15 protein-coding genes are annotated in these 19,985 nt (G+C 65.5%); 5 read left to right on the top strand and 10 right to left on the bottom strand.

Going from position 1 to position 19,985, the window contains the following annotated elements:
* Positions 1-3: 3 nt before the first annotated feature.
* Both J7643_18620 and J7643_18625 read left to right on the top strand, forming a co-directional pair.
* Positions 4-864: an MBL fold metallo-hydrolase gene (locus tag J7643_18620; GenBank protein MBO9542606.1), complete on the top strand. Its 861-nt coding sequence runs from the start codon at positions 4-6 to the stop codon at positions 862-864.
* Positions 852-2,156: an adenylate cyclase gene (locus J7643_18625; protein MBO9542607.1), complete on the top strand. Its 1,305-nt coding sequence runs from the start codon at positions 852-854 to the stop codon at positions 2,154-2,156. The genes J7643_18620 and J7643_18625 overlap by 13 nt, the downstream gene beginning before the upstream one ends.
* A gap of 57 nt (positions 2,157-2,213) precedes the next feature.
* Here the strand turns inward: J7643_18625 and J7643_18630 are convergent, their stop codons facing one another.
* The 8 genes from J7643_18630 to J7643_18665 all read right to left on the bottom strand — a co-directional run bounded on the left by J7643_18630 (position 2,214) and on the right by J7643_18665 (position 11,950).
* Positions 2,214-2,939: a hypothetical protein gene (locus J7643_18630; GenBank protein MBO9542608.1), complete on the bottom strand. Its 726-nt coding sequence runs from the start codon at positions 2,937-2,939 to the stop codon at positions 2,214-2,216.
* Positions 2,940-3,927: 988 nt separating this feature from the next.
* Positions 3,928-6,153, bottom strand: coding sequence for an MMPL family transporter (locus tag J7643_18635; GenBank protein MBO9542609.1), 2,226 nt, complete (start codon positions 6,151-6,153; stop codon positions 3,928-3,930).
* On the bottom strand, positions 6,150-6,845 hold the full coding sequence (locus J7643_18640; GenBank protein ID MBO9542610.1) for a hypothetical protein: 696 nt from the start codon (positions 6,843-6,845) through the stop codon (positions 6,150-6,152). The genes J7643_18635 and J7643_18640 overlap by 4 nt, the downstream gene beginning before the upstream one ends.
* Positions 6,842-7,948: a hypothetical protein gene (locus J7643_18645; protein MBO9542611.1), complete on the bottom strand. Its 1,107-nt coding sequence runs from the start codon at positions 7,946-7,948 to the stop codon at positions 6,842-6,844. The genes J7643_18640 and J7643_18645 overlap by 4 nt, the downstream gene beginning before the upstream one ends.
* A gap of 27 nt (positions 7,949-7,975) precedes the next feature.
* Complete coding sequence (locus tag J7643_18650; GenBank protein MBO9542612.1) at positions 7,976-9,598, bottom strand: HAMP domain-containing protein; 1,623 nt, start codon at positions 9,596-9,598, stop codon at positions 7,976-7,978.
* Complete coding sequence (locus tag J7643_18655) at positions 9,595-10,584, bottom strand: ABC transporter substrate-binding protein (GenBank protein ID MBO9542613.1); 990 nt, start codon at positions 10,582-10,584, stop codon at positions 9,595-9,597. The genes J7643_18650 and J7643_18655 overlap by 4 nt, the downstream gene beginning before the upstream one ends.
* A 77-nt stretch (positions 10,585-10,661) precedes the next feature.
* Positions 10,662-11,405 (bottom strand): hypothetical protein, encoded by a 744-nt coding sequence (locus tag J7643_18660; GenBank protein MBO9542614.1) that lies wholly within the window; start codon positions 11,403-11,405, stop codon positions 10,662-10,664.
* 134 nt (positions 11,406-11,539) lie between these two features.
* The gene (locus tag J7643_18665; protein MBO9542615.1) at positions 11,540-11,950 is read right to left on the bottom strand and encodes a hypothetical protein; all 411 of its coding nucleotides are present in this window, start codon (positions 11,948-11,950) and stop codon (positions 11,540-11,542) included.
* A 216-nt stretch (positions 11,951-12,166) separates the two neighbouring features.
* On the opposite strand from J7643_18665, the gene J7643_18670 reads away from it, so the two are divergent.
* Both J7643_18670 and J7643_18675 read left to right on the top strand, forming a co-directional pair.
* Complete coding sequence (locus tag J7643_18670; protein ID MBO9542616.1) at positions 12,167-14,893, top strand: insulinase family protein; 2,727 nt, start codon at positions 12,167-12,169, stop codon at positions 14,891-14,893.
* A 232-nt stretch (positions 14,894-15,125) separates the two neighbouring features.
* Positions 15,126-15,674: a guanylate kinase gene (locus J7643_18675; protein ID MBO9542617.1), complete on the top strand. Its 549-nt coding sequence runs from the start codon at positions 15,126-15,128 to the stop codon at positions 15,672-15,674.
* Between the two features lie 52 nt (positions 15,675-15,726).
* Here the strand turns inward: J7643_18675 and J7643_18680 are convergent, their stop codons facing one another.
* Both J7643_18680 and J7643_18685 read right to left on the bottom strand, forming a co-directional pair.
* Complete coding sequence (locus J7643_18680) at positions 15,727-16,998, bottom strand: nitronate monooxygenase (GenBank protein ID MBO9542618.1); 1,272 nt, start codon at positions 16,996-16,998, stop codon at positions 15,727-15,729.
* 168 nt (positions 16,999-17,166) lie between these two features.
* Positions 17,167-17,961 carry a hypothetical protein gene (locus J7643_18685; protein MBO9542619.1) on the bottom strand — a complete coding sequence of 265 codons (795 nt, stop codon included), beginning with the start codon at positions 17,959-17,961 and terminating at the stop codon, positions 17,167-17,169.
* Between the two features lie 200 nt (positions 17,962-18,161).
* Here J7643_18685 and lepA point away from each other — a divergent pair, with 200 nt between their 5' ends.
* The gene (lepA, locus tag J7643_18690) at positions 18,162-19,967 is read left to right on the top strand and encodes a translation elongation factor 4 (GenBank protein MBO9542620.1); all 1,806 of its coding nucleotides are present in this window, start codon (positions 18,162-18,164) and stop codon (positions 19,965-19,967) included.
* The last annotated feature ends 18 nt before the right edge of the window (positions 19,968-19,985 follow it).

The following is a 19,985-nucleotide window of genomic DNA, read 5'->3' on the forward strand; positions in this document are numbered from 1 at the left end:
CCGATGCAGCCAAGCCGCACCGCCACCGTCTCCTTGAGCCTGTTCGCCGCCGGGTCCTGCATCCACCCGGAAGGGGTGATCATGCAGGGTGCTCCCATGCGCCCCTGCACCTTCCCCGCGCTGGTCGCTCTCATCGAGCACCCCGAGCACGGTGCGATCCTCTTCGACACCGGCTACTCCGAGCGCTTCCACCAGGAGACCGCCACCTACCCGAACCGCTTCTACGCCCAGCTCACCCCGGTGAGCTTCAAATCCGACGAGAGCGCCGTCACCCAGCTGGCCGCCCGGGGCATCCCGCACGAGCGGATCAAGACCGTCGTGCTCTCGCACTTCCACGCCGACCACGTCGGGGCGGTGGCGGACTTCCCCGAGGCCCGCTACCTCTACTCGCGCGAAAGCTATGCCGCCATGCGCCCGCTCACGGGCTTCAGCGCCGTGCGCGCGGGCTTTTTGAGGGGCCTGCTGCCCGACGACTTCGAGACGCGCTCGGCCCACTTCGAGGACCTGCCTTCCTGTGACCTGGGCGAAAGCTACGCCCCCTTCAACCGGGGCGCGGACCTGTTCGGCGACCAGAGCGTCGTCGCCATCCCCCTGCCGGGCCATGCCGTCGGTCACTACGGGCTCATGGTCCAGACCGACGAGGGCGCAGTCTTCCTGGTGGCGGATGCGGTCTACAAGACCCAGGCCTTCAAGGAGCACCGCCGGCCCATGGGGATCGCGCGCCTGATCTTCGCCGACTGGCAGGGCTACCTGGACACCCTGCGCCGCCTTCACGACTTCCACCAGGCCCGGCCCGACGTGCTCATCATGCCGGCCCACTGCCAAGACGCCTGGGAGGCGTGGCAAGCCCGATGCAAAAACTAAAGATTCTCGCCCACTACCTGCAACGCAAGCACGGCTACCGCTTCGAGAGCCGCGAGGCGCTGGAGCGCTGGCAAGAGCAGCGGGTGCGGCAGCACGTGGCCTGGGTCCGCGCGAAATCGCCCTTCTATCGCGAGCGGTGGGGCGAATTGCCCGATACCGCCTGGCGCGACTTCGAATCCATCGACAAAGCCGCGATGATGGCGAACTTCGACGCGCTCAACACGGTGGGGCTGAGCAAGGAAGAGGGCTTCCGCATCGCGCTCGAAGCCGAGCGCAGCCGCGAGTTCTCCCCGACCTGGAAAGGGATCACCATCGGGCTCTCGTCGGGCACCTCGGGCCACCGGGGGCTGTTCCTCGTCAGCCCCGAAGAGCGCACGGCCTGGGCCGGGACGATCCTCGCCAAGGTGCTGCCGAGCTCGATCCTGGCGAAACAGCGCATCGCCTTCTTCCTCAGGGCCAACAGTAACCTCTACACCACGGTCGGCAGCAAGCGCATGCGCTTCGAGTTCTTCGACCTGCTAGAGGCGCTCGATGACAACCTCTCGCGCCTCGACGCCCTCAAGCCGACGCTGCTCGTGGCGCCACCCTCCATGCTGCGCCTGTTGGCCGAGGCCCAGCAGCAGGGGCGGCTTGCGATCGCCCCCACCAAGATCGTCTCGGTCGCAGAGGTCCTCGAATCCATCGATGAGGCCTTCTTGAAGGGCGTCTTCGGCCAGACGATCCACCAGGTCTACCAGGCGACCGAAGGCTTCCTGGCCGTCACCTGCTCCGAGGGCACGCTGCACCTCAACGAGGACATGGCGCTGTTCGAGAAGGAGTGGGTGGATGCCGAACGCCGGGTGTTCATGCCGATCATCACGGACTTCACCCGCAAGACCCAGCCCATCGTGCGGTATCGCCTGAACGATCTACTGGTCGAGCGCGCAGAGCCCTGCCCCTGCGGCTCGGTCCAAACTGCCCTGGATCGCATCGAAGGCCGCTCCGACGACCTGTGCTACTGGCCTGCCCGGGATGGGGGAAAGCCTGTGCCCGTCTTCCCCGACTTCATCCGGCGCGCCATCCTCATGGCCTCGCCCGCGATCCGCGAGTACCGCGTGCTCCAGCTCGCGCCGGATACGCTGGAAGTCCAGCTTCGCGCCGAGGGCGACGTGGAAGAAGCGGTACGACAGCAACTCCACGCGCTGGCCCAGCGTCTCGGCTGCGCCTCGCCCACGGCGCACTTCACCCCCTACCAGGCTCCAACAGCCGGACAGAAGCTGCGCCGCATCGAGCGCCGCTTCGAAAGGCAATAGAGCCGTTGTAAGCGCCCCCTCAACGAAGGTCCCGAGGCCCCCCGGGATCTTGTTGTCTCAAAGGGCGTCCTTGATCTGCTTGATCAGCCCCTCGGCGCGGGCCCGGTGGTCCACCGGATGCCGGACGGGCTTGCCACAGAGGCGCGAGTCTCCGAAGGACCGCAGGAACCACTCGGGAAGCATCTTGAAGAGCCAGGTCGGCAGCCAGTTAAGCGCGGAGTACGGCACCGGCTTGTGGAAGACCTCCACCAGGGTCGGATCCTCCATGGTCACGTAGTAATCGGGCTTCGGATGAGCCTTGGTGACTTCGGCCGCCGCCAGGAGCCCGGCGCGTTCTTCCGCCGTGGCCGTCTTGGCGTCCCACTTCATCCAGACGGCGATGTCTACCGCCAACCGCGCGTAGTTCGCCTTCTCGGGATCGTTGGGGAAGTGCTCGTTATAGAACTTGATGGCGTTGAGGGTCGTGTCCAGGTAGGCCTTGGCCGAGCCCGGCACGCCAAGGTTGGCAGCCATGTAGGCGAGATTGACGGCCTCGTTCACGAGCCGCTTGCCTTCCGCGGGGCTCAGCGTGGTGATGGCGACGGTCTTCGCCGCCCCGGGCCTCGCAAAGGCTTGGAGGGTCTTGAGGCCGCCCGTGACCGACGACGTGTCGGGGCGGCTCGAGAGCTGGGCCGTCGCTTCGGCGATCGCCGGCTGTAGCGGCTCCGCTCCATTCAGGCTGCCGGTTTGAGACCGGATGGGACCGGTCTGGGCCGTCGCATCGAATCGAACTTCAACGTTCATGGCGCCCTCCTCGAACATCCCGTATCGCGTAGGGTTATCGAGGCCCAGCCCACGGTCTTGCTGCCGTCAACCAGAATCGAACGATGCCTTAATGAGCCCCCAACAAACGCCCCCGAGCGAGAGATAAGGGCGCTACCCCCCAAAAACACCAATCCCCGCCGAGCTTGCGCTCTGCGGGGGATTGCTGCTTGGAAACCGGCTCAGTCGTCACTTCGACCGCGCGCTCGAGGCGCCGGGTGTCGCCACACCCACCGTAGTTCCCTCGCAAGTATCTCAACCTACGTTTCAGGGACCAATCGGGTCCCCACCGAAATCCGGCGTCAGCCTTTGCAGGCCTGCTACAGACTCCGTGGCACTCTCAACGGGGTGCGCCCGTGCTCACTCCTGGAAGAGCGAGACCAATGAACGGCTTCTTCCCTGTTTCCAGGTCCCGGCAGCGCCGCTTCCGACTCCGCCCTCGACTGTTGCCAGTCGCGCCCCCTGCCTTTCGGCAAGGTCCTCCGTTCATCTCCCTGGCGAGTCGACTCCCTCTTGCGAGACCGTCTCCCTACCCGGGTCGAGGGGCCTTCCAGTGTCGCTCCACTGGTGCGCTTGCGGCGCAGGACACTCACGCGTCCGGTACGTCCTCTGTGGGCTTTCGGGCCCACTTCAGGGTGACTCTCGTCCCCCTGCGACATTTCCCTTCGAACCGCCCCCGTTGCCGGCGACACGCCCGTCATGAAATCCCGCAGCGCCACTTCGGTGACGCCCCCTATCCGTCCCCCCTTTCGGGGCTCCGGCTCCCCACCCGAAATCGAAACCTCGGGTGTTCGATACCCCTCCCAGTGTCCTGCCTTGCGGCATTTCGGCTTGAAGCGGCGCCCTCTCGGGCCTCCCGGCTCTCCAGAACCGGTCGATGAATTCATCATATCGCGACATGCCAGAAAAGACAAGCTTTTTCTAAGAATTGACTAAAAAAAGCTTAAGCACACCGCCGATCCGAGGGACTTTAGCCGCCGCGAAGCTCGGCTAAATCAGCGTTTGCACCCTGCTTGCGACCCGGCATCCACCAGTTCCAGCGCCCGAGCAGCACCATGAAGCTCGGCACCAAGAGCAGGCGCACGATAGTCGCATCGATCAAGATGGCCACCGAAATCCCCCAGCAAATCTCCTGGGTTTGCGGCGACGACGAGAAGATCCCCGTCGCGAAGACCCCGAGGAGGATGAGCGCCGCCCCGGTGATGAGCGAGCCGCTGCGCGACAGACCCTCGATCACGGCCGCTTCCAGGTCCTTCGATCGCTCGTAGGCCTCGGTGATCCGACTGAGGATGAGAACCTCGTAGTCCATGCTCAGCCCGAAGACGATGCAGAACAGCACCAACGGCACGATGTTCGTTACCGCCCCGTTGTGGGGCGTGTGCAACACGCCGCCGAGCCAGCCGTCCTGGAACAGCAGCGTCAGCCCCCCCAGGCTCGCGAGGATGGGCAAGAAGTTCATGACCGCCGCCTTGAGCGGCAAGACCACCGAGCGCATGTAGACGGCAAGGATCACGCACACCCCGCCGACCACGAGCGCGAGCACCGCTCCCAGGTACCGGTACAGCTCGTGGGTGAAGTCCTTGACCCGCGCCACGACCCCGCCGACCTCCACGCGCCGCTCCGGGTGCGCCCGGGCGTACTGCCTGGCCGCTTCAAGGATGGCCTGGGTGTCCTCCAGGGTCATCAGGTCCTTGGGATGGATTCGTACCAGGGTCGAAGTCGCCCCGTCCTGGCTCACCAGCGGCGCGAAGGGCGTGCCTGCCGCAAGCCACGGGGCCGCCCCGTAGATCCGGTAGAAGGCCTGGTACGTGCCCTGATCGAAGGTCGGGTTCCAGGAGGTCAGGCTCCGCACCGCAGCCACGCGCGGGTGTCGCTCCATGGCCTGGGTGAAGTCGTGGAGGTACGCGAGTGTTTCGGGCTCATAGATCGTCTTGCCGGGCGGCGCCTGGACGATCACGTCCACCGGCACCAGCTCGCCGCCCCAGCCGTCGCGTTCGAGCAGTTGGTAAGCCTGCATGGACTCGGAGTCCTTGGGAGCGATCGCCATGACAGGCTCCCACAGCTTCATGCGGGTCGCAGGCAAGGCCAAGAGCAAGAGCATCCCGAGTGCCAGAGCGAATGACCGCTTCGGATGCCGCACCACCGCCTCTGCCAGCGCGCGCCAGAAACGTTCGGCGTGACGCGCCTCGATCCAGCGCGAGAGCCAGCGCGGCTTATCCAGCCAGTCGGGCTTCAACGCGAGCAGCACCGGCCCCATGACGAGCGTGTTGAGAAGCGACACCCCGATGACCGCGAGCAGGTCGATCACGACCGTCCGGCTCAAGGAGACGTCAGGCAGCCACAGGGCCCCGATGCTCACGGCCATCACGAGCGCCGAGAAGAAGACCGTGCGCCCGGGATAAGCCACCGTACACCGCACGGCCTCGGCCAAGGGGCGATCGCCTCGGACCTCCTCCTTGAAGCGGCTCACCATGAACACCGTGTAGTCGATGGCGAGCCCCAAGCCCACCAACCCGCTCAGGATGCGCGAGACCGGGTTCATGGGCAGGTGCGCGACGGCCACCAGGGCGTTGAACAAGAGCAGGGTCGAGCCCCCGATCAAGAGCGGAATGAGGGTCGCGCTCAAGGATCCGAAGGTCAGCACCAGCACCCCGAGCGACACGACGAGCGAGAGGGATTCTCCCTGCTTCGAGTCCTTCTTGCCGGCGGCCTTGGCATCGTACTGAAAGGCCGTGCTGCCCGTGAGCTGGGCCAGGTCGAGCCGGTGCTCGCGCGCGTACGCGCCGAGCCAATCGCGCAGGCCTGGCGTCAGGGCCTGGGCCTCCACGATGAGCAGCTCGGGCTGGAATTGGAGGTGGAAGAGGCGCTCGCGGTGCGCCTCACGCCCCCTCAGCTCGGTAACCGACGCCACCTGGGGAAACGCCTCGCGCAACTGCCGCTCGAAGGCTCGCGCGTCGAGCGCTCCGCGGAGCACCACGTCGGCGGAGCTGCCGAGTTTGGTCCCGAAGTCCCGTTCGAGCGTCGTCAGAACCCGGTGAGCTTCGGTGCCCTTCGCCCCGCTCAGCTCGGTCTCGGTGCGATCGAGCGGGTGCACGGCCAGGAAACCAGCCGCCGCCACGAGCAGGGCCAGCCAGGCGAACAGGATGACCAGGCGACGCCTGAAGAGGAACGCGGAGAAATGCCCGGAGAAGCTCACGCCGGCACGTCCAGCAAGCGGCGCACCTCAGGCATGGGCATCTCCCAGTAATCCTCCCAGCGGATGCCCAGGAAGATCTTGGCGCGCTTGCCCATCCCCCAGCCCTTGATGATCGCCTCGACCAGCTCGTCGATCCGCTCGGGCTCCCGGAAGATCGCAACGAAGAAGCCGACGCCCAGCAACATGGCCGAGAGCGGGATGCGGTTCTGGGCGAGGTAGAAGGCCGAGATCGCCATCTCACCGATGTCCACCGCGGGCAGGCCCAACACGACGTGGTGGATGTCGTGGGTCTGACGGGCACGCTTGCGGACGTAGGTGATGTCGTCGTCCTCCTTGTCCTCCAGGGGCGGGTAGAAGACCAGCGCCAGCTTGTTGGCGCGCATGTGGTCGGCGAACTCACGACCGAGCGTCCCCTCGGGCAGCTGTCCCAGCACATCGAGGTCGTAAGGCTTCTCTGCCAAGTAGCGCTCGGCGATGAGCTGAGCGGCACCCGGGTCCGCCTTGAGCGAGGCGAGCGCGAGCTGGAAGCTGCGGTGGTTGCGCACCGAGCGCGCCCGGAAGATCGGCCCGATGTCGTCGGGCTTGAAGACCAAACGGCTCATGCGCAACAGCAGGATCACGAGGTCCACGCCGAAGCGGGCCTTGTCCAGCCAGGACTTGCGCGGGGCGGGGGCGGCGGTTGCAGGCGTCATCCCAGTGAGATCTCCACGTGATAGACGGGGGAACGAGGGTCATCGAGCGGCAAGAAGCGCTCGTTGCCAAGCAGGCAAAGGTGCGAGGTCGAAGCGAAGAAGGGCTTGAGGAAGGTCCCGAGCGGATCCCTGCGATCAAGGGCGAGGCCCAAAAAGAGGCCCCCTTGGGCGCGCACCTGCTCGAACGCCGCATCCAGCAAGAGGGGCAGAGCGGCCCCCGCCTCGATCGGCATACACAGGTTGACCACGTTGCAGAACGAGAGAGGCTCACCCGGCTTCGGGAAGGGCGCGAGACTGAAAATCCCGCGCCCCGCGTTCCAGGCCTGGCGGATAAGGCGCTGGGAAGGGCTCTCGGCCTCCAGCACGAAGCGCCGGATCGCCCGCTGGTTCCAGACCCCCAAGAAGCCCAGGAGGCGCTCGTCGCGGTCGAAGGCGAGCAAGAAGCGCTCCCAGCCGAGGCCCGGCGTGCGGGTGATCCAGGCCTCCAGCTCATCCGGGGTGAAGGCCCGCGCGAGCGGCCGCTTGGCGGCGACCCGCTCCCAGAGGGCCGCCATGGCTCCGAGATCCTCGGGCGTGGCGGCGCGGACCCGAACGCCCGGCATCGCCTTGGTGAGCGGTAGGCGGAAAGGCAAGAGGAAACGCAGGTCCACGTCGGCGATGGGCCGCATGGTCACCAGCCCATCGCGCGCCAGATTGGTGTTCTTCTTGAAGCCCACGGGATTATCCGCCATGACGGCGGTGAAGATGGGGGTCTCGGGCCCGTTCAGGTCGCGGCAGGCGTGAATGCCCTCGCGCATAAAGCCGTCGGCGAGGCCCGTCCCCCGCGCCGCCTGCGCCACCCGCAGATCCGCGGTGTAGGCGATCGCCTCGGGGACGGCTTCCAGGTACATCCGATCGGCGATGACCGAGAGGGTCCCGAGGATCTCCCCTTCCGCCTCGGCCACCAGCACCCGATGGGCCTGGCCCTGCACCCGGCAGAGGGCGAAGTAATCCGGCGAGCGGTCCACCCGGTAGCGCATGTGGGCGCTGCCCACCGCATGCGCGGCCATGAAGGCGCACAGGGCGGAACCGTGATGGGCGGTAGCGGGGGCGATCGGATGCATGCATGCTACATACCCAGAGCCGGCTTGCTAGACCGTCGGGCGAAGCGAGCGGGGAATGGTGAACCAAAAGCAGCTCCCCTTGCCGGGCGCGCTGACCACCCCGATGCGACCGCCGTGCGCCTCCACCAGGGCCTTGGAAATGGAGAGGCCCAGCCCGACCCCGCTGCGGCCTCGCGCGCCGGTGGACTCGACCTGGTAGAACTTCTCAAATAGCTGCTGCTGCGCCTCGGGAGCGATGCCGATGCCGGTATCTTGAACCTCCACCCGGACCTCTTCCGGCTCGGGGAGCACGGCCACCGTGATCCGCCCACCCGCTGGCGTGAACTTGATCGCGTTGCCAAGGAGGTTGAGCAAGACCTGGCCCACGCGCTTGGCATCCATCATCAGGACCACGGGGGCCTTGGGCAGGGCCGCTTCGAGCAGCAGGTCGGCATCCTTCGCCTGGGGGACGAGGCTCGACAAGGTCTCGCTCACGAGCTGACTGAGGTTTGCCTCCTGGATGAAGAGCTTGAAGGTGCCCGCCTCGATCCGCGCAAAGTCGAGCAGATCGTCCACCAGCCGCGCAAGCCGCGTGACGCCCGCTTGAATCTGCGTCACGAAAGCCCGCTGCTCCGGGGTGAGAGGGCCGCCCAGCTGCTCTTCCAGAAACTCGACGTAGCCGGTGATCGAGGTCAAAGGCGTCCGCAGCTCGTGCGAAACCGTGTTGACCAGCTCGCTCTTGAGGCGATCGAGCTCCTTGAGGCGAAGGTTCGCCGCCTCCAACTCGGCGGTACGATCCTTGACGCGGGCTTCGAGCTCCTCGTTGAGTCGACCGAGCGCCTCCTCGGCCTCTCGCCTCACCTCCACCTCGCTTGCCAGGCGCTCGTTGGTCGCGACAAGCTCGGCTCTTTTGGTCTGAAGGCGCGTCGCCATCTGATCGAACGCGTGGGCCAGCTGAGCCAGCTCGTCGGCCCCTTCCAGCCGAAGGGCGGGCGTGACGACGCCGTGCGAGAGCTGCTGGGTCGCCTCCACCAAGCGGGCAACACGCTTGGTGAGGGTCTGCTGGAAGAAGAGCCAGAGCAAGAAGCACAGCAAAGCCAGCAAGGCGCTGAGCAGGATCGAGCGCACCCACTCGTCGTAAAGAGCCTGGCGCTTCAGGTCGCTCAAATCGAACTCCAGGACGAGGGCGCCCTGGCGCGATGGGGTGAGCTGGGCGGAGGGGGCCGCCAGGTTCACGGGAAAGACCGCCAGCACCGTGTTTCGATCGGCAGAGAGCTGGATCTGCCGCGACATGGTCTCGAAGGTCTTCGCCATGAGCGGGCGCAAGGGGACCGAGAGCGTCTCGCTCAAGAAGTGCTGGCGTTGCACGAAGCTCGAAGGATAAAGAATCCGCTGGGTTTTCGCGTCGACCAGCACCGCCAGGTTGAGGTCCGGGCTGGCGGCCGCCAGGCTGAGGAGCAGATCGACCCCCTCCTGAGAACCTTGCCTGAACTGGTACTCCACCATTCCCGCCAGCAAGTTTCCCAAGAACGAAGCGCGACGCGTCATCTCCTCTTCCAGGTGATGGTTGGCCTGTGCGATCGCTTGGCCGAACGACAGCAAGGTCACGAGCAGGCCAAAGCCGAGCAGGGCGAGCGGCACCGAGAGGCGAATCGGCAGGAGATACCTCATGGCCCGTTCCGCCTTACCAGGCGATCGTCCAGCACGACGTCGGAATCCACCTCGCCCGCCACCAGCCCATGCCGGTTCATCACCTTGGCCAGCCGATTCAAGGCCTTGGCGAACGCTCCGTTCGGGTCACCAAGCAGGCGACGGTTCTCTGACTGGTCGGGGAAGGTGACCCCTCGCAACGCCGCCGAGAACTGCTGGGGGGTTTGGCCCTGCCCCGGCGCCATCATGCGGATCGCCGCTTGCGGCTGACTCCAGATGAAGCGCCCGGTCTGGAACCAGGCGCCCACGAGGGTTTCCAGGGCCTGGGGATGAGCCTTGAAGGCCGGCTCACGCACGACCAGGCAATCGGCGATTTCACCGGGAATCTGAGTGCTGTTGAACAGCTCGCGTGCCCCTGCGGCCAGCAAGCGCGATCGCTTCGGCTCGAAGGTCACGACCGCATCGACCTGCCTTCCCAAGAAGGCCGACTCATGCCGATAAAGGGGCAGTGGCACGAGTTTGACGTCCTGGGGCGACATCCCCGAGAGCTCGAGTGCGCGACTGAGCACGTAGATACCCAGCGCGTCGACCTCCACGCCGACCCGCCGCCCCTTGAGATCCCGCATGCGGGCGATACCGGGTTGCCCGAGAATCGCATCCGCCCCGTGCGAAAAGTCCTGGATCAGCACCACATGGGGGTTCTGGCGCTTCCCCGCCAGGAGGATGACCTCGTACGACGTCATGGACGCCGCCTCGATCGCATGGTTTTGGAAGGCCCGAAAGAGCTCAGGAATCGAGGGGTATTCGACCAAGCGAATGGCGGATTTGCCGTAGTACCCCAGATCCCGGGCCAAAAAGTAGGGGGCATTTCCGGGCCAGGGCGTCACGCCGACCCTCAAGGGCGGCTCCGGACGCTGGAAACAGCTTGCGATCAAGGCGATGCAAGCGAAGAAGAAGAGGGAATAGCCAAGCGTCCGCCGGGAGAAAAATGGAAAGCGTTGCGGCATCTCTTCCACCCTCATGAGCGCCACAATACTTTACCATCGTTCCCCCCGGCTCGCCGGGGGCGAGTTGGAGCGGGGGGCTAATCGAGCGTGAAGGCGTTGGAGGGCATGCTCGCGTTCATGATGATGTTGTCCATGCGGATGCGGTGGACCAGGCGATTGTTGCGGTCGTACATCTCGCGGACGACGGGCATCTTGCGCTGGGCGTCGATGGTGAAGACCTCGCGGGCGACGCCGCGCAGGCTGCGGGGCGAGACGATGCCGACCTGGATGATGGGCATGGCCCCGAGGTTGCCCTGACCGACGAGCGTCACCTGGTTGCGGGGGTCGAAGAAGGTATCCATCATCGGGGTGATGCCGGTCTCATCGATGAAGTAGCCGCGGTGATCCGCCGTGCGGCTGTCGTGCACGTCGACGCTGGTCTTGAGCCAGAAGCCCAAGAGCTTGGTCTTGACGGCGATCTGCTTGCCGCCGCTCCAGACCATCTTGGTCCCGACGGTGCTGCCCTCGCTGCTCTGCTTGATGTGGAGCGAGGTCTTGTTGGGCAATTCGTAGCAAAAGCGGGTCTGGATGGAGCCGACCGAGCCCTTGTCGCTGACGAAGTAACCGGTCAGATCGCACTGCACGTTGCGCAGGGTGGTGCGCATCTGGCGCATGTCGGAGAAGAGCGATTGGAGGATGGCCTGGTCGTTGTTGACGCCCTGCTGGTTGCCAGGGAGGCCCTTGTTGAGCTTCAGGTCCTTCTGCGCCTTGCCGTTGTCGACCATTACGCCGGGATCCGCGCCGCAGCCGGCCAGCAACGTGGCACCCAGCAGCATCGTCATCCAAAAGGCCTTGGTTTTGACATTCAGGCTCACAGCGACCCCCTTTGGTGAATTAACACCCTACAAACAGGGTATCGCTGTCCCGGGCCGGGATCTTTCTTATGGGGTGAATAACCCTCGTTTAAGGAAAAGGATCAGCTCGCTGCCCGCGGCAGGGTCCCGATGGCCACGTCGCGCAGCAGCAGGTTGCAGGCGTCCGAGAGGAACTCGAAGAGCCAGTGGAGGCGGCCCGAAGCGAGCATGAAGCGCTCGGCGCCCGCGATGGGCTGGCTGAGCGACGAGAGGGCGCGCTCGGCGGCGAGCAGGGCCTCGGCGAGGGTCGTCTCCGAATAGAGAGGGGCCGCCAGGCGCAGCAGAGAATGGCGCTCGTGAGCGGCTTCGAGCTCGGTGCGGGCGAGGCGGCAGGCCTCGGCAGCAACCGAGAGACGTTGGCGATCGTCGCGGTCCAAGGGGACCGGGCCGGCGATCAGGCGCGAGAGCAGCGGCACCGCTTCGGACCAGGTGAGACCGAGGTGGAAGGATGCGTGTTGCTCGGGAGTTCCCATGGGCAGATCCTCCAACGATCAGGAGACGGCTTACTGGGTTGTTTCCTCGCATGCATTGTTGACAAGCAACTGAACGCATCATAGCACAGTGCGGAGCGAGCGGCCACCCGTTGGGGTGCCAGCGGACCTCGAGAGAGCGTGATAGAATGTCCGCCAACTGATCGCCGATTTGATTCCATAGCCTTTGCTTGGACTTTCGAGAGAGGACACCGCCGCATGAATCGACACCCCCTCGCCGCCCTGGCCCTGGCCATCGGCACCGCCCTGACGGTGCCCGTCATGCCGGGGGCCGCGCTGGCCGCGCCCGCCATCACGACCACCCAGACGATCGCCGGCCCCATCCAGGAGTACACCCTCAAGAACGGCATGAAGGTCATCCTCAAGGAGAACCACGCCGCGCCGGTCGTCACCTGGGTCGTCACCTACAAGGTCGGCTCGCGCAACGAGGCCACGGGCTGGACGGGCTCGACCCACATGCTCGAGCACATGCTCTTCAAGGGCACCAAGAACCTCGGCAAGGGCCAGATCTCGCAGCTGCTGCAGCGCAACGGGGCGGACTTCAACGCCACCACCTGGACGGATCGGACCAACTACTTCGAGACCTACTCGAGCGACAAGCTCGAGATGGGCATCATGCTCGAGGCCGACCGCATGCGCAATTCGCTGATCCTCGACTCGGAGCGCCAGAGCGAGATGACCGTCGTGCGCAACGAGATGGAGCGCGGCGAGAGCAGCCCGGTCATGAACCTTTACGAGGCCGTCACCGCCCAGGCCTACCAGGCCCACCCCTACCACCACTCGACCATCGGCTGGCGTAGCGACGTGGAGGGCGTCCCCACCGCGCGCCTCAAGGAGTTCTACGACACCTTCTACCACCCCAACAACGCGGTGGCGGTGCTCGTCGGCGACTTCAAGAGCGCTGATGCGATCAAGCTCATCGAGAAGTACTTCGGCGCCATCCCCGCCGCCAAGCACATCCCGCCCATGTACACCACCGAGGATCCCCAGGAGGGCATCCGCCGCTTCGTCCTGCGCAAGCGCGGCGAGACCAACCTGGTCCAGACCGGCTGGCACATCCCCTCGGTCAACCACAAGGACATCGCCGCCCTCAAGGTCCTCGAGACCCTCATGGGCAGCGGCCGCACCTCGCGCCTCTACCAGGCCCTGGTCGACAAGGAGATCACCACCGACGCCTGGGCCGACTGCGGCCTCCAGCGCGACCCCTCCCTGTTCCGCATCGGCATGACCGTGCGCCCCGGCGTCAAGCATGAAGACGCCGAAGCCGCCATGCGCACCGAGGTCGAGAAGCTCCAGACCACCCCGGTCGACGCCCAGGAGCTCCAGAAGGCCAAGAACCAGGCCGAGGCGGGCTACATCTTCCAGAACAACGGCACCGAAGGCCTCGCCATCAACCTGGGCGAGTACTCGGCCATGGCCGGCCGCTGGCAGCGCGCCTTCGAGCTCCTCGACGAGGTCAAGAAGGTCACCCCCGCCGACATCCAGCGCGTCGCCAAGACCTACCTCCACGACGACAACCTGACCATCGGCTACTATGTCGCCACCCCCGACGGCCCGATGCGTCCCCAGCCCAAGAACGCCGGCAGCGGCAAGGCCGTCGCCAACAACGCCCCGGTCAAGCCCCTGCCCCTGCTGGACTTCGAGAAGCGCCCGGTCAAGGAACAGAAGCTCACCGCGCCGGTGCGCCGCGTCCTCTCGAACGGCATGACCGTCCTGGTGCTCCCCAACAAGAACAACCCGACCATCGCCATCAACGGCTTCGTCCGCACCGGCGGCGTCCACGACCCCAAGGGCAAGGAAGGGCTCTCCTCTCTGACCGCCTCCATGCTCGAGGAGGGCACCACCAAGCGTGACAAGCTCGCGATCGCGAGCGACCTCGAGTTCGTCGGCGCGAGCGTCGGCTTCTCGGGCGGCACCGAGACCACCGGCATCAACGGCTCGACCCTCTCCAAGGACCTGGACCGCACCCTCGGCGTCCTCGCCGAGGAGCTGATGAGCCCCGCCTTCCCCGAGAGCGAGCTCGCCAAGCTCAAGGCCAACTGGATCACCTCGATCAAGCAGGCCGAAGAGCAGCCCGAGACCCGCGCCGAGCGCGCCTTCAACCACTCGGTCTTCCCTGAGGGCCACCCGTTCCACGACCTGGAGCCCCAGGCCCAGATCAAGGCCATCGAGAGCATCACTCCGGCGGATCTCAAGGCCTTCCACGCCAAGCACTACGGCCCTAACAGCGTCGTGCTGTCGGTGGTGGGCGACGTGACCCCCGATCAGGTGGTCTCGAAGCTCGAGCAGCACTTCGCCGGCTGGCCCAAGGTCACGGTCTCGCCCGTCGAGATCCCCAACGCCCTGCAGGCCAAGGCCTCGAAGACCGTCATCCCGATGATGGACAAGACCAACGTGGCCATCGTCTTCGGCAACCCCACCACCGTCCGCCGCACGGATTCGGACTACTACGCCGTGCGCCTCGCCAACTTCGTGCTCGGCGGCAGCCCCCTGTCGGCGCGCCTCGGCATCAAGCTGCGCGACGAGATGGGCCTGACCTACGACGCGCGCTCCAGCATCCGGCCCAGCATGGGGCCGGGCGCCTTCACCGCGACCGTCACGGTCAACTCGGCCAACGTGTCCACGGCCCTCGACGCCCTCAAGGGCGAGCTGGACAAGTTCGTCACCAAGGGCGTGAGCGCCGATGAGCTCGCCAAGGCCAAGACGGCCTTCATCGGCAGCAGCGCGGTGGATCTGGCGACCAACGCGGGCATGGCCTCGTCGCTCAGCTCCATCGAGCGCTACGGCCTCGGCCTCGACTTCTGGGGCCGCTACCCCAAGCTGATCCAGGGCGTCACCCTGCAGCAGGTCAACCAGGCCGCCAAGAAGATCGTCCTGCCCAACGCCGCGGGCCTTGCGATCGCAGGCCCCTACGAAGGCAAGTAACCCAATACCCAACCGAAGGGGGAAGGCTGACGCCTTCCCCCTTCGCCTTTTGCACAGTAAGGTAAGAAAAGTCCCACCCAATGTTTCCCCTGCCCCCTGGCGGGGCGGGGATGAGCGCCTAAGAAAACTGTTCCTACAAGCCGCTTACAGCGGCCAAACACAACACATGCCTGGTTTTTTTAGGTGCTCTTGGGGTGGGGGGTTCAAATCAAGTTCCTTATAAGGAGACCCCATGGCCGGCAACGTATGGATCCTGATCGGCCCGTCCGGCACGGGCAAGACCAGCCTCGCCAAGGACCTGCCCCGGCGGGTGCCCACCCTCAAGCGCGCCGTCACCTGCACCACCCGCGCCCCGCGCGCCGGTGAGCAAGAAGGCATCGATTACTACTTCGTCAGCGACGAGCAGTTCGACTTCCTCATGGCATCGGGCAAGTTGCTCGAATCCACCATCTACGGCGGGCAGCGCTACGGCCTACCGGCCGACCAGTTCCTGGAAAACGGCACGCACGACATGGTCTGCGTCCTCGACATGGCGGGGGTCCAGAGCTTGCGCGACCTCTTGGCGCCCGACAAGGTGCGGGCGATCTTCCTCGAAAGCCCCTCGCCCGAGGTGCTCAGGGCCCGCATGGAGGCACGCGGCAGCACCCCCGACGAGGTCGAGCGGCGCCTGGCCCTCATCGCCCTGGAGAGCGGTCAAGCAAGCGAATGCGAATACCGGATCTCGACCACCCCACCTTACGACGAGGTGCTCGAAACGGTTTCTAAGCTCATCGGCGGCTAAACAAAAGCACGACGCCCTCTCCCTGATGGGGAGAGGGCGTCGTGCTTTTCACTTAAAGGGGAAGCGCCAAGCCTTCGAGCTTCGGCAGGGCGATCCGGTGCTCCTCGCTGAACTGGTAGTCCTTGAAGACATGCTCGGCGCTCGGCAGGTGATAGCGCCCCGGGGCTTCGAGGACCGTCGTCTCCTTGAGGCGGTAGACGTAGTGGCCGCAGGTGTAGACCTTGAAGGTGTTCATGTGGGTGCAGAGGCAGGTGCGCTCCCGCACGGGCTGCTTGCGTCCGGTCGCCTCGTCCACGGGCGTGGCGTTGTAAGCGTCGAGGTAGCTGCAGCGGCCCTCGGAGTCGAGCAGGTAGCCTAGCGTCTCGCAGTTCGGCTTGATGTTCGAGCCGATGGCGGGTGAGTTCTTGAGCATCCGCATGGGATAGCCGGTCGGCGACTGGGTGTTCACCTCGACATCCGCCTCTTCGGCCTTCAGATAGATCTGCTTGGCCGAGTCGGGCAGCCCGCACTCGCGGGTGATGGTGAAGCGGGTCGCCACCTGGACGGCCGCGGCCCCCTGCTGGAGGTACGCGACGGCGTCGGTGCCCGTGAAGATGCCGCCGGCCGGAATGACCGGGATCGAGAGCCCTTCCTTGGCGAGGAAGGCGATGACCTCGGCGACGATGTCCTTGAGGTTGGCCTTGGGCCACTCGTCCAGCCCGAAGCCCAGGTGCCCGCCCGCGAGCGGCCCCTCGACCACCACGTAATCGGGCATGCGATCCACCCGCTTGGCGCGCTTGAGGAAGAGCGCGAGCGCCCGGACCGACGAGACGATGATGCCGAAGTGGACGTCGCGGAAGCGGGGATGCTCGGCGACCAGCTCGAGCGAGCCCAGGTGAAGCCCCGCGCTCAGGGTGATGCCGTCCACCCCTGCGTCCATGGAGGCCTCCAGGCGCGTCTTGAGCGTCGCCTTGGGGGCGTTCATGGTGAGCTTCTCCATGACGTTGACGAAGACGGCGCCGGGGCCGCGCTTGGCCTCCATGGTGCCGCCCACGTGGCGCAGAGTCGCCTTACGCACCTCTTCGAGATCGAAGGCCACGTCGCGCTTGTGTTCCATCTCCCGGTGATCCCGGTAGCGCTCGGCTTTCTCGCGCAAGAAGGCGGTCTTGAAGCGCCGATCCGAGACCGAAGCCGAGAGCGCGTCGGAGATGTGGCCGATCCCGCCGAGGCGGGCCGCCTCGAGTGCCAGCTCGGCCGACGAGATGTCGACCCCCATCCCGCCGATAACGAGCGGGACGTACTCCTTCGAACCGAGCATGAGCCGGAAATCGTCCAGTTTCGACATGTCGCCTGCCTTTCGTCCAACGTCTGCAAAGGGGGGCTCGTGCCCCCTTTCGATCATACGGACGCCGTATCATGGCCGGGTTCCTGTTGTGTCATGACTTCGTCATCGTTTTATTGAACGCAAAAAAAGACCGCCCCCGGTGCGGGGGCGGTCCTTGGATTGAAGCGTTTAGAGCTTCCACCACTCGACGGTGGGAGCGGGCGCCGGGGCGTTGGGATCGGCAGCGGGCGCGGGCGCCGGAGCCGGATCGGCCGGGGCGGGAGCCGGCGCGTTGCCACCGGGGACGTAGTTCGGGTTGATGGCCTTGACCACCGTGGTCATGTACAGGTCCTCGAACTCGGCCTGGCTGAGCTTGCCGTCGCCGGTCTTGTCGGCAGCCGAGATGTCACCGGGATCGAAGGTCGGGATCGAGACCCGGACGTGGATCTTGTCGTAGGCGAAGCCCAGGCCGAGCTTGGCGAGCGCCTTGTCACCCAGCTCCTCGGTCGTGAGGTAGCCGTCGCCCTTGCCGAACAGGCCGCTGCCGGGCTCGCGCTGGTCGAGGCGGTTGAAGGCCGTGGCCAGGAAGGAGCGCATCCGGTTCAGGAAGGCGACCGGGGTGTCCTTGCCCGTCAGGAAGCCGCCGGCGGTGGCGTAGCGCATGAACTCGGTGCGCGAGATCTTGCCGTTGCCGGTCTTGCCGCTCTTGGTCTTGTCGGCCTTCGGGAATTCCTTGATCAGGTTGAAGTAGGGACCGGCCTCGTACTCGTCGATGTACTTGTCGCCGTTGGTGTCGATCTTGGAGAAGATCGACTCGTGGACCTGCTTGAAGCCTTCCTTGAGGGTCTTGGAAGCGAGGGCGTCGAAGCCGACCGCTTCGGTCGTCGAGAGGCCGCTCGCGCCGGGGGTCATGCCGCAGCCCGCAAGCATGGTGATTGCAGCCGAGACGGCGAGCAGGGTGGAGAGGGCCTTGGTGTGACGCATGCCGGACGCTCCTTCCGAAGATGGACGGTGACGGGAAAGTGATGAAATCTGTAAGAACTATCGCAGGAATGTTCGAAGATCTTTCTTAAGCAAAGTTTAAGACGAAGCTAAAATTCGGAAACCCGGATCCGATCGCGCTCAGCGCCATCCCGCGCTATAATGGACGCTTTGAGGCACCAAAACAGGAGAAGGGAAGCCCCATGACCGTTCCGACGGATCGCATCCGGAATTTCTCGATCATCGCCCACATCGACCACGGCAAGTCGACCCTGGCCGACCGGCTCCTGGAGTACACGGGCACGGTCGCTTCGCGCGAGATGGAAGAGCAGCTGCTCGACTCGATGGATATCGAGCGCGAGCGCGGGATCACCATCAAGGCGCAGGCCGTGCGCCTCGATTACCGCGCCAACGACGGCCAGGACTACGTCATCAACCTGATCGACACCCCGGGCCACGTGGACTTCACCTACGAGGTCTCGCGCAGCTTGGCCGCATGCGAAGGCGCGATCCTGGTGGTGGACGCCTCGCAGGGCGTCGAGGCCCAGACCCTCGCCAACGTGTACCTGGCCCTCGAGCACGACCTCGAGATCGTGCCGGTCCTCAACAAGATCGATCTGCCGGGTGCCGAGCCCGACCGCGTCAGGAAAGAGATCGAGGACGTGGTCGGCCTCGACGCCTCCGACGCGGTGCTCGCCTCGGCCAAGGCCGGCATCGGGATCCAGGACATCCTCGAGCAGATCGTCGCCAAGATTCCCTCCCCCAAGGGCGATTCGAACGCCCCCTTGCAGGCGCTCATCTTCGACTCGTACTACGACGCCTACCGCGGCGTGGTCGTCTTCTTCCGCGTCTTCAACGGCAAGCTCAAGGTCGGCGACACCATCCGCATGATGGCGACCGGCGCCGAGATCACCATCACCGAGCTGGGCGTCCTGCGCCCCAAGCAGACCCCCGTGCAGGAGCTCGGGATCGGCGAGGTCGGCTACCTGGCGGGTGCCATCAAGAACGTCCAGGACGCGCGGGTGGGCGACACCATCACCCTGGCGGCCAACGCAGCCAAGGAGCCCCTGCCCGGCTACAAGCAGGCCGTCCCCATGGTCTTCTGCGGCCTGTACCCGACCAGCGCCGAGGATTACCCCCAGCTGCGCGAGGCCCTCGAGAAGCTGACCCTCAACGACGCCTCGCTCCAGTGGGAGCCCGAGAGCTCGACGGCACTCGGTTTCGGCTTCCGCTGCGGCTTCTTGGGCCTGCTCCACATGGACATCATCCAGGAGCGTCTCGAGCGCGAGTACGGCCTGACGCTGATCGCGACCGCCCCCTCGGTGGTCTACCGCGTCACCAAGACCAACGGCGAGGTGGTGATCGTCGATAACCCCACCAACCTGCCCGATCCCGTCCGGATCGAGAAGATGGAAGAGCCCTACGTCAAGGTTTCGGTCATTGCACCGTCCGATTACGTGGGAGCCATCATGGAGTTAGCGCAAGGGAAGCGTGGGGTATTCATCAACATGGAATACCTCAGCACCGACCGGACCCAGCTGACCTACGAGGTTCCGCTCGCGGAGCTCGTCTCGGACTTCTTCGACCAGCTCAAGAGCAGGACCAAGGGCTACGCGTCCATGGACTACGAGTTGGTCGGTTACCGGGAATCCAAGCTGGTCAAGCTGGACATCCTGCTTGCCGGCGAGATCGTCGACGCGCTTTCGGCCATCGTCCACCGGGACCGGGCCCAGTCCGTGGGTCGTCTGCTCGCCGAGAAGCTGCGGGAGCTCATCCCCCGTCAGATGTTCGAGGTGCCCATCCAGGCGACGATCGGTAACAAGGTCGTTGCCCGCGAGACCATCAGCGCCATCCGCAAGAACGTGCTGGCCAAGTGCTACGGGGGCGACATCTCCCGCAAGCGCAAGCTGCTCGAGAAGCAGAAGGAAGGCAAGAAGCGGATGAAGCAGGTCGGTCGCGTGGAGATCCCCCAGGAGGCCTTCATGGCCGTCCTCAAGATCGGCGAGTAAGTAGCCCCGGTCATCGCA

The sequence above is a fragment of the bacterium genome, from assembly GCA_017744355.1.
Classification (GTDB): domain Bacteria; phylum Cyanobacteriota; class Sericytochromatia; order S15B-MN24; family UBA4093; genus JAGIBK01.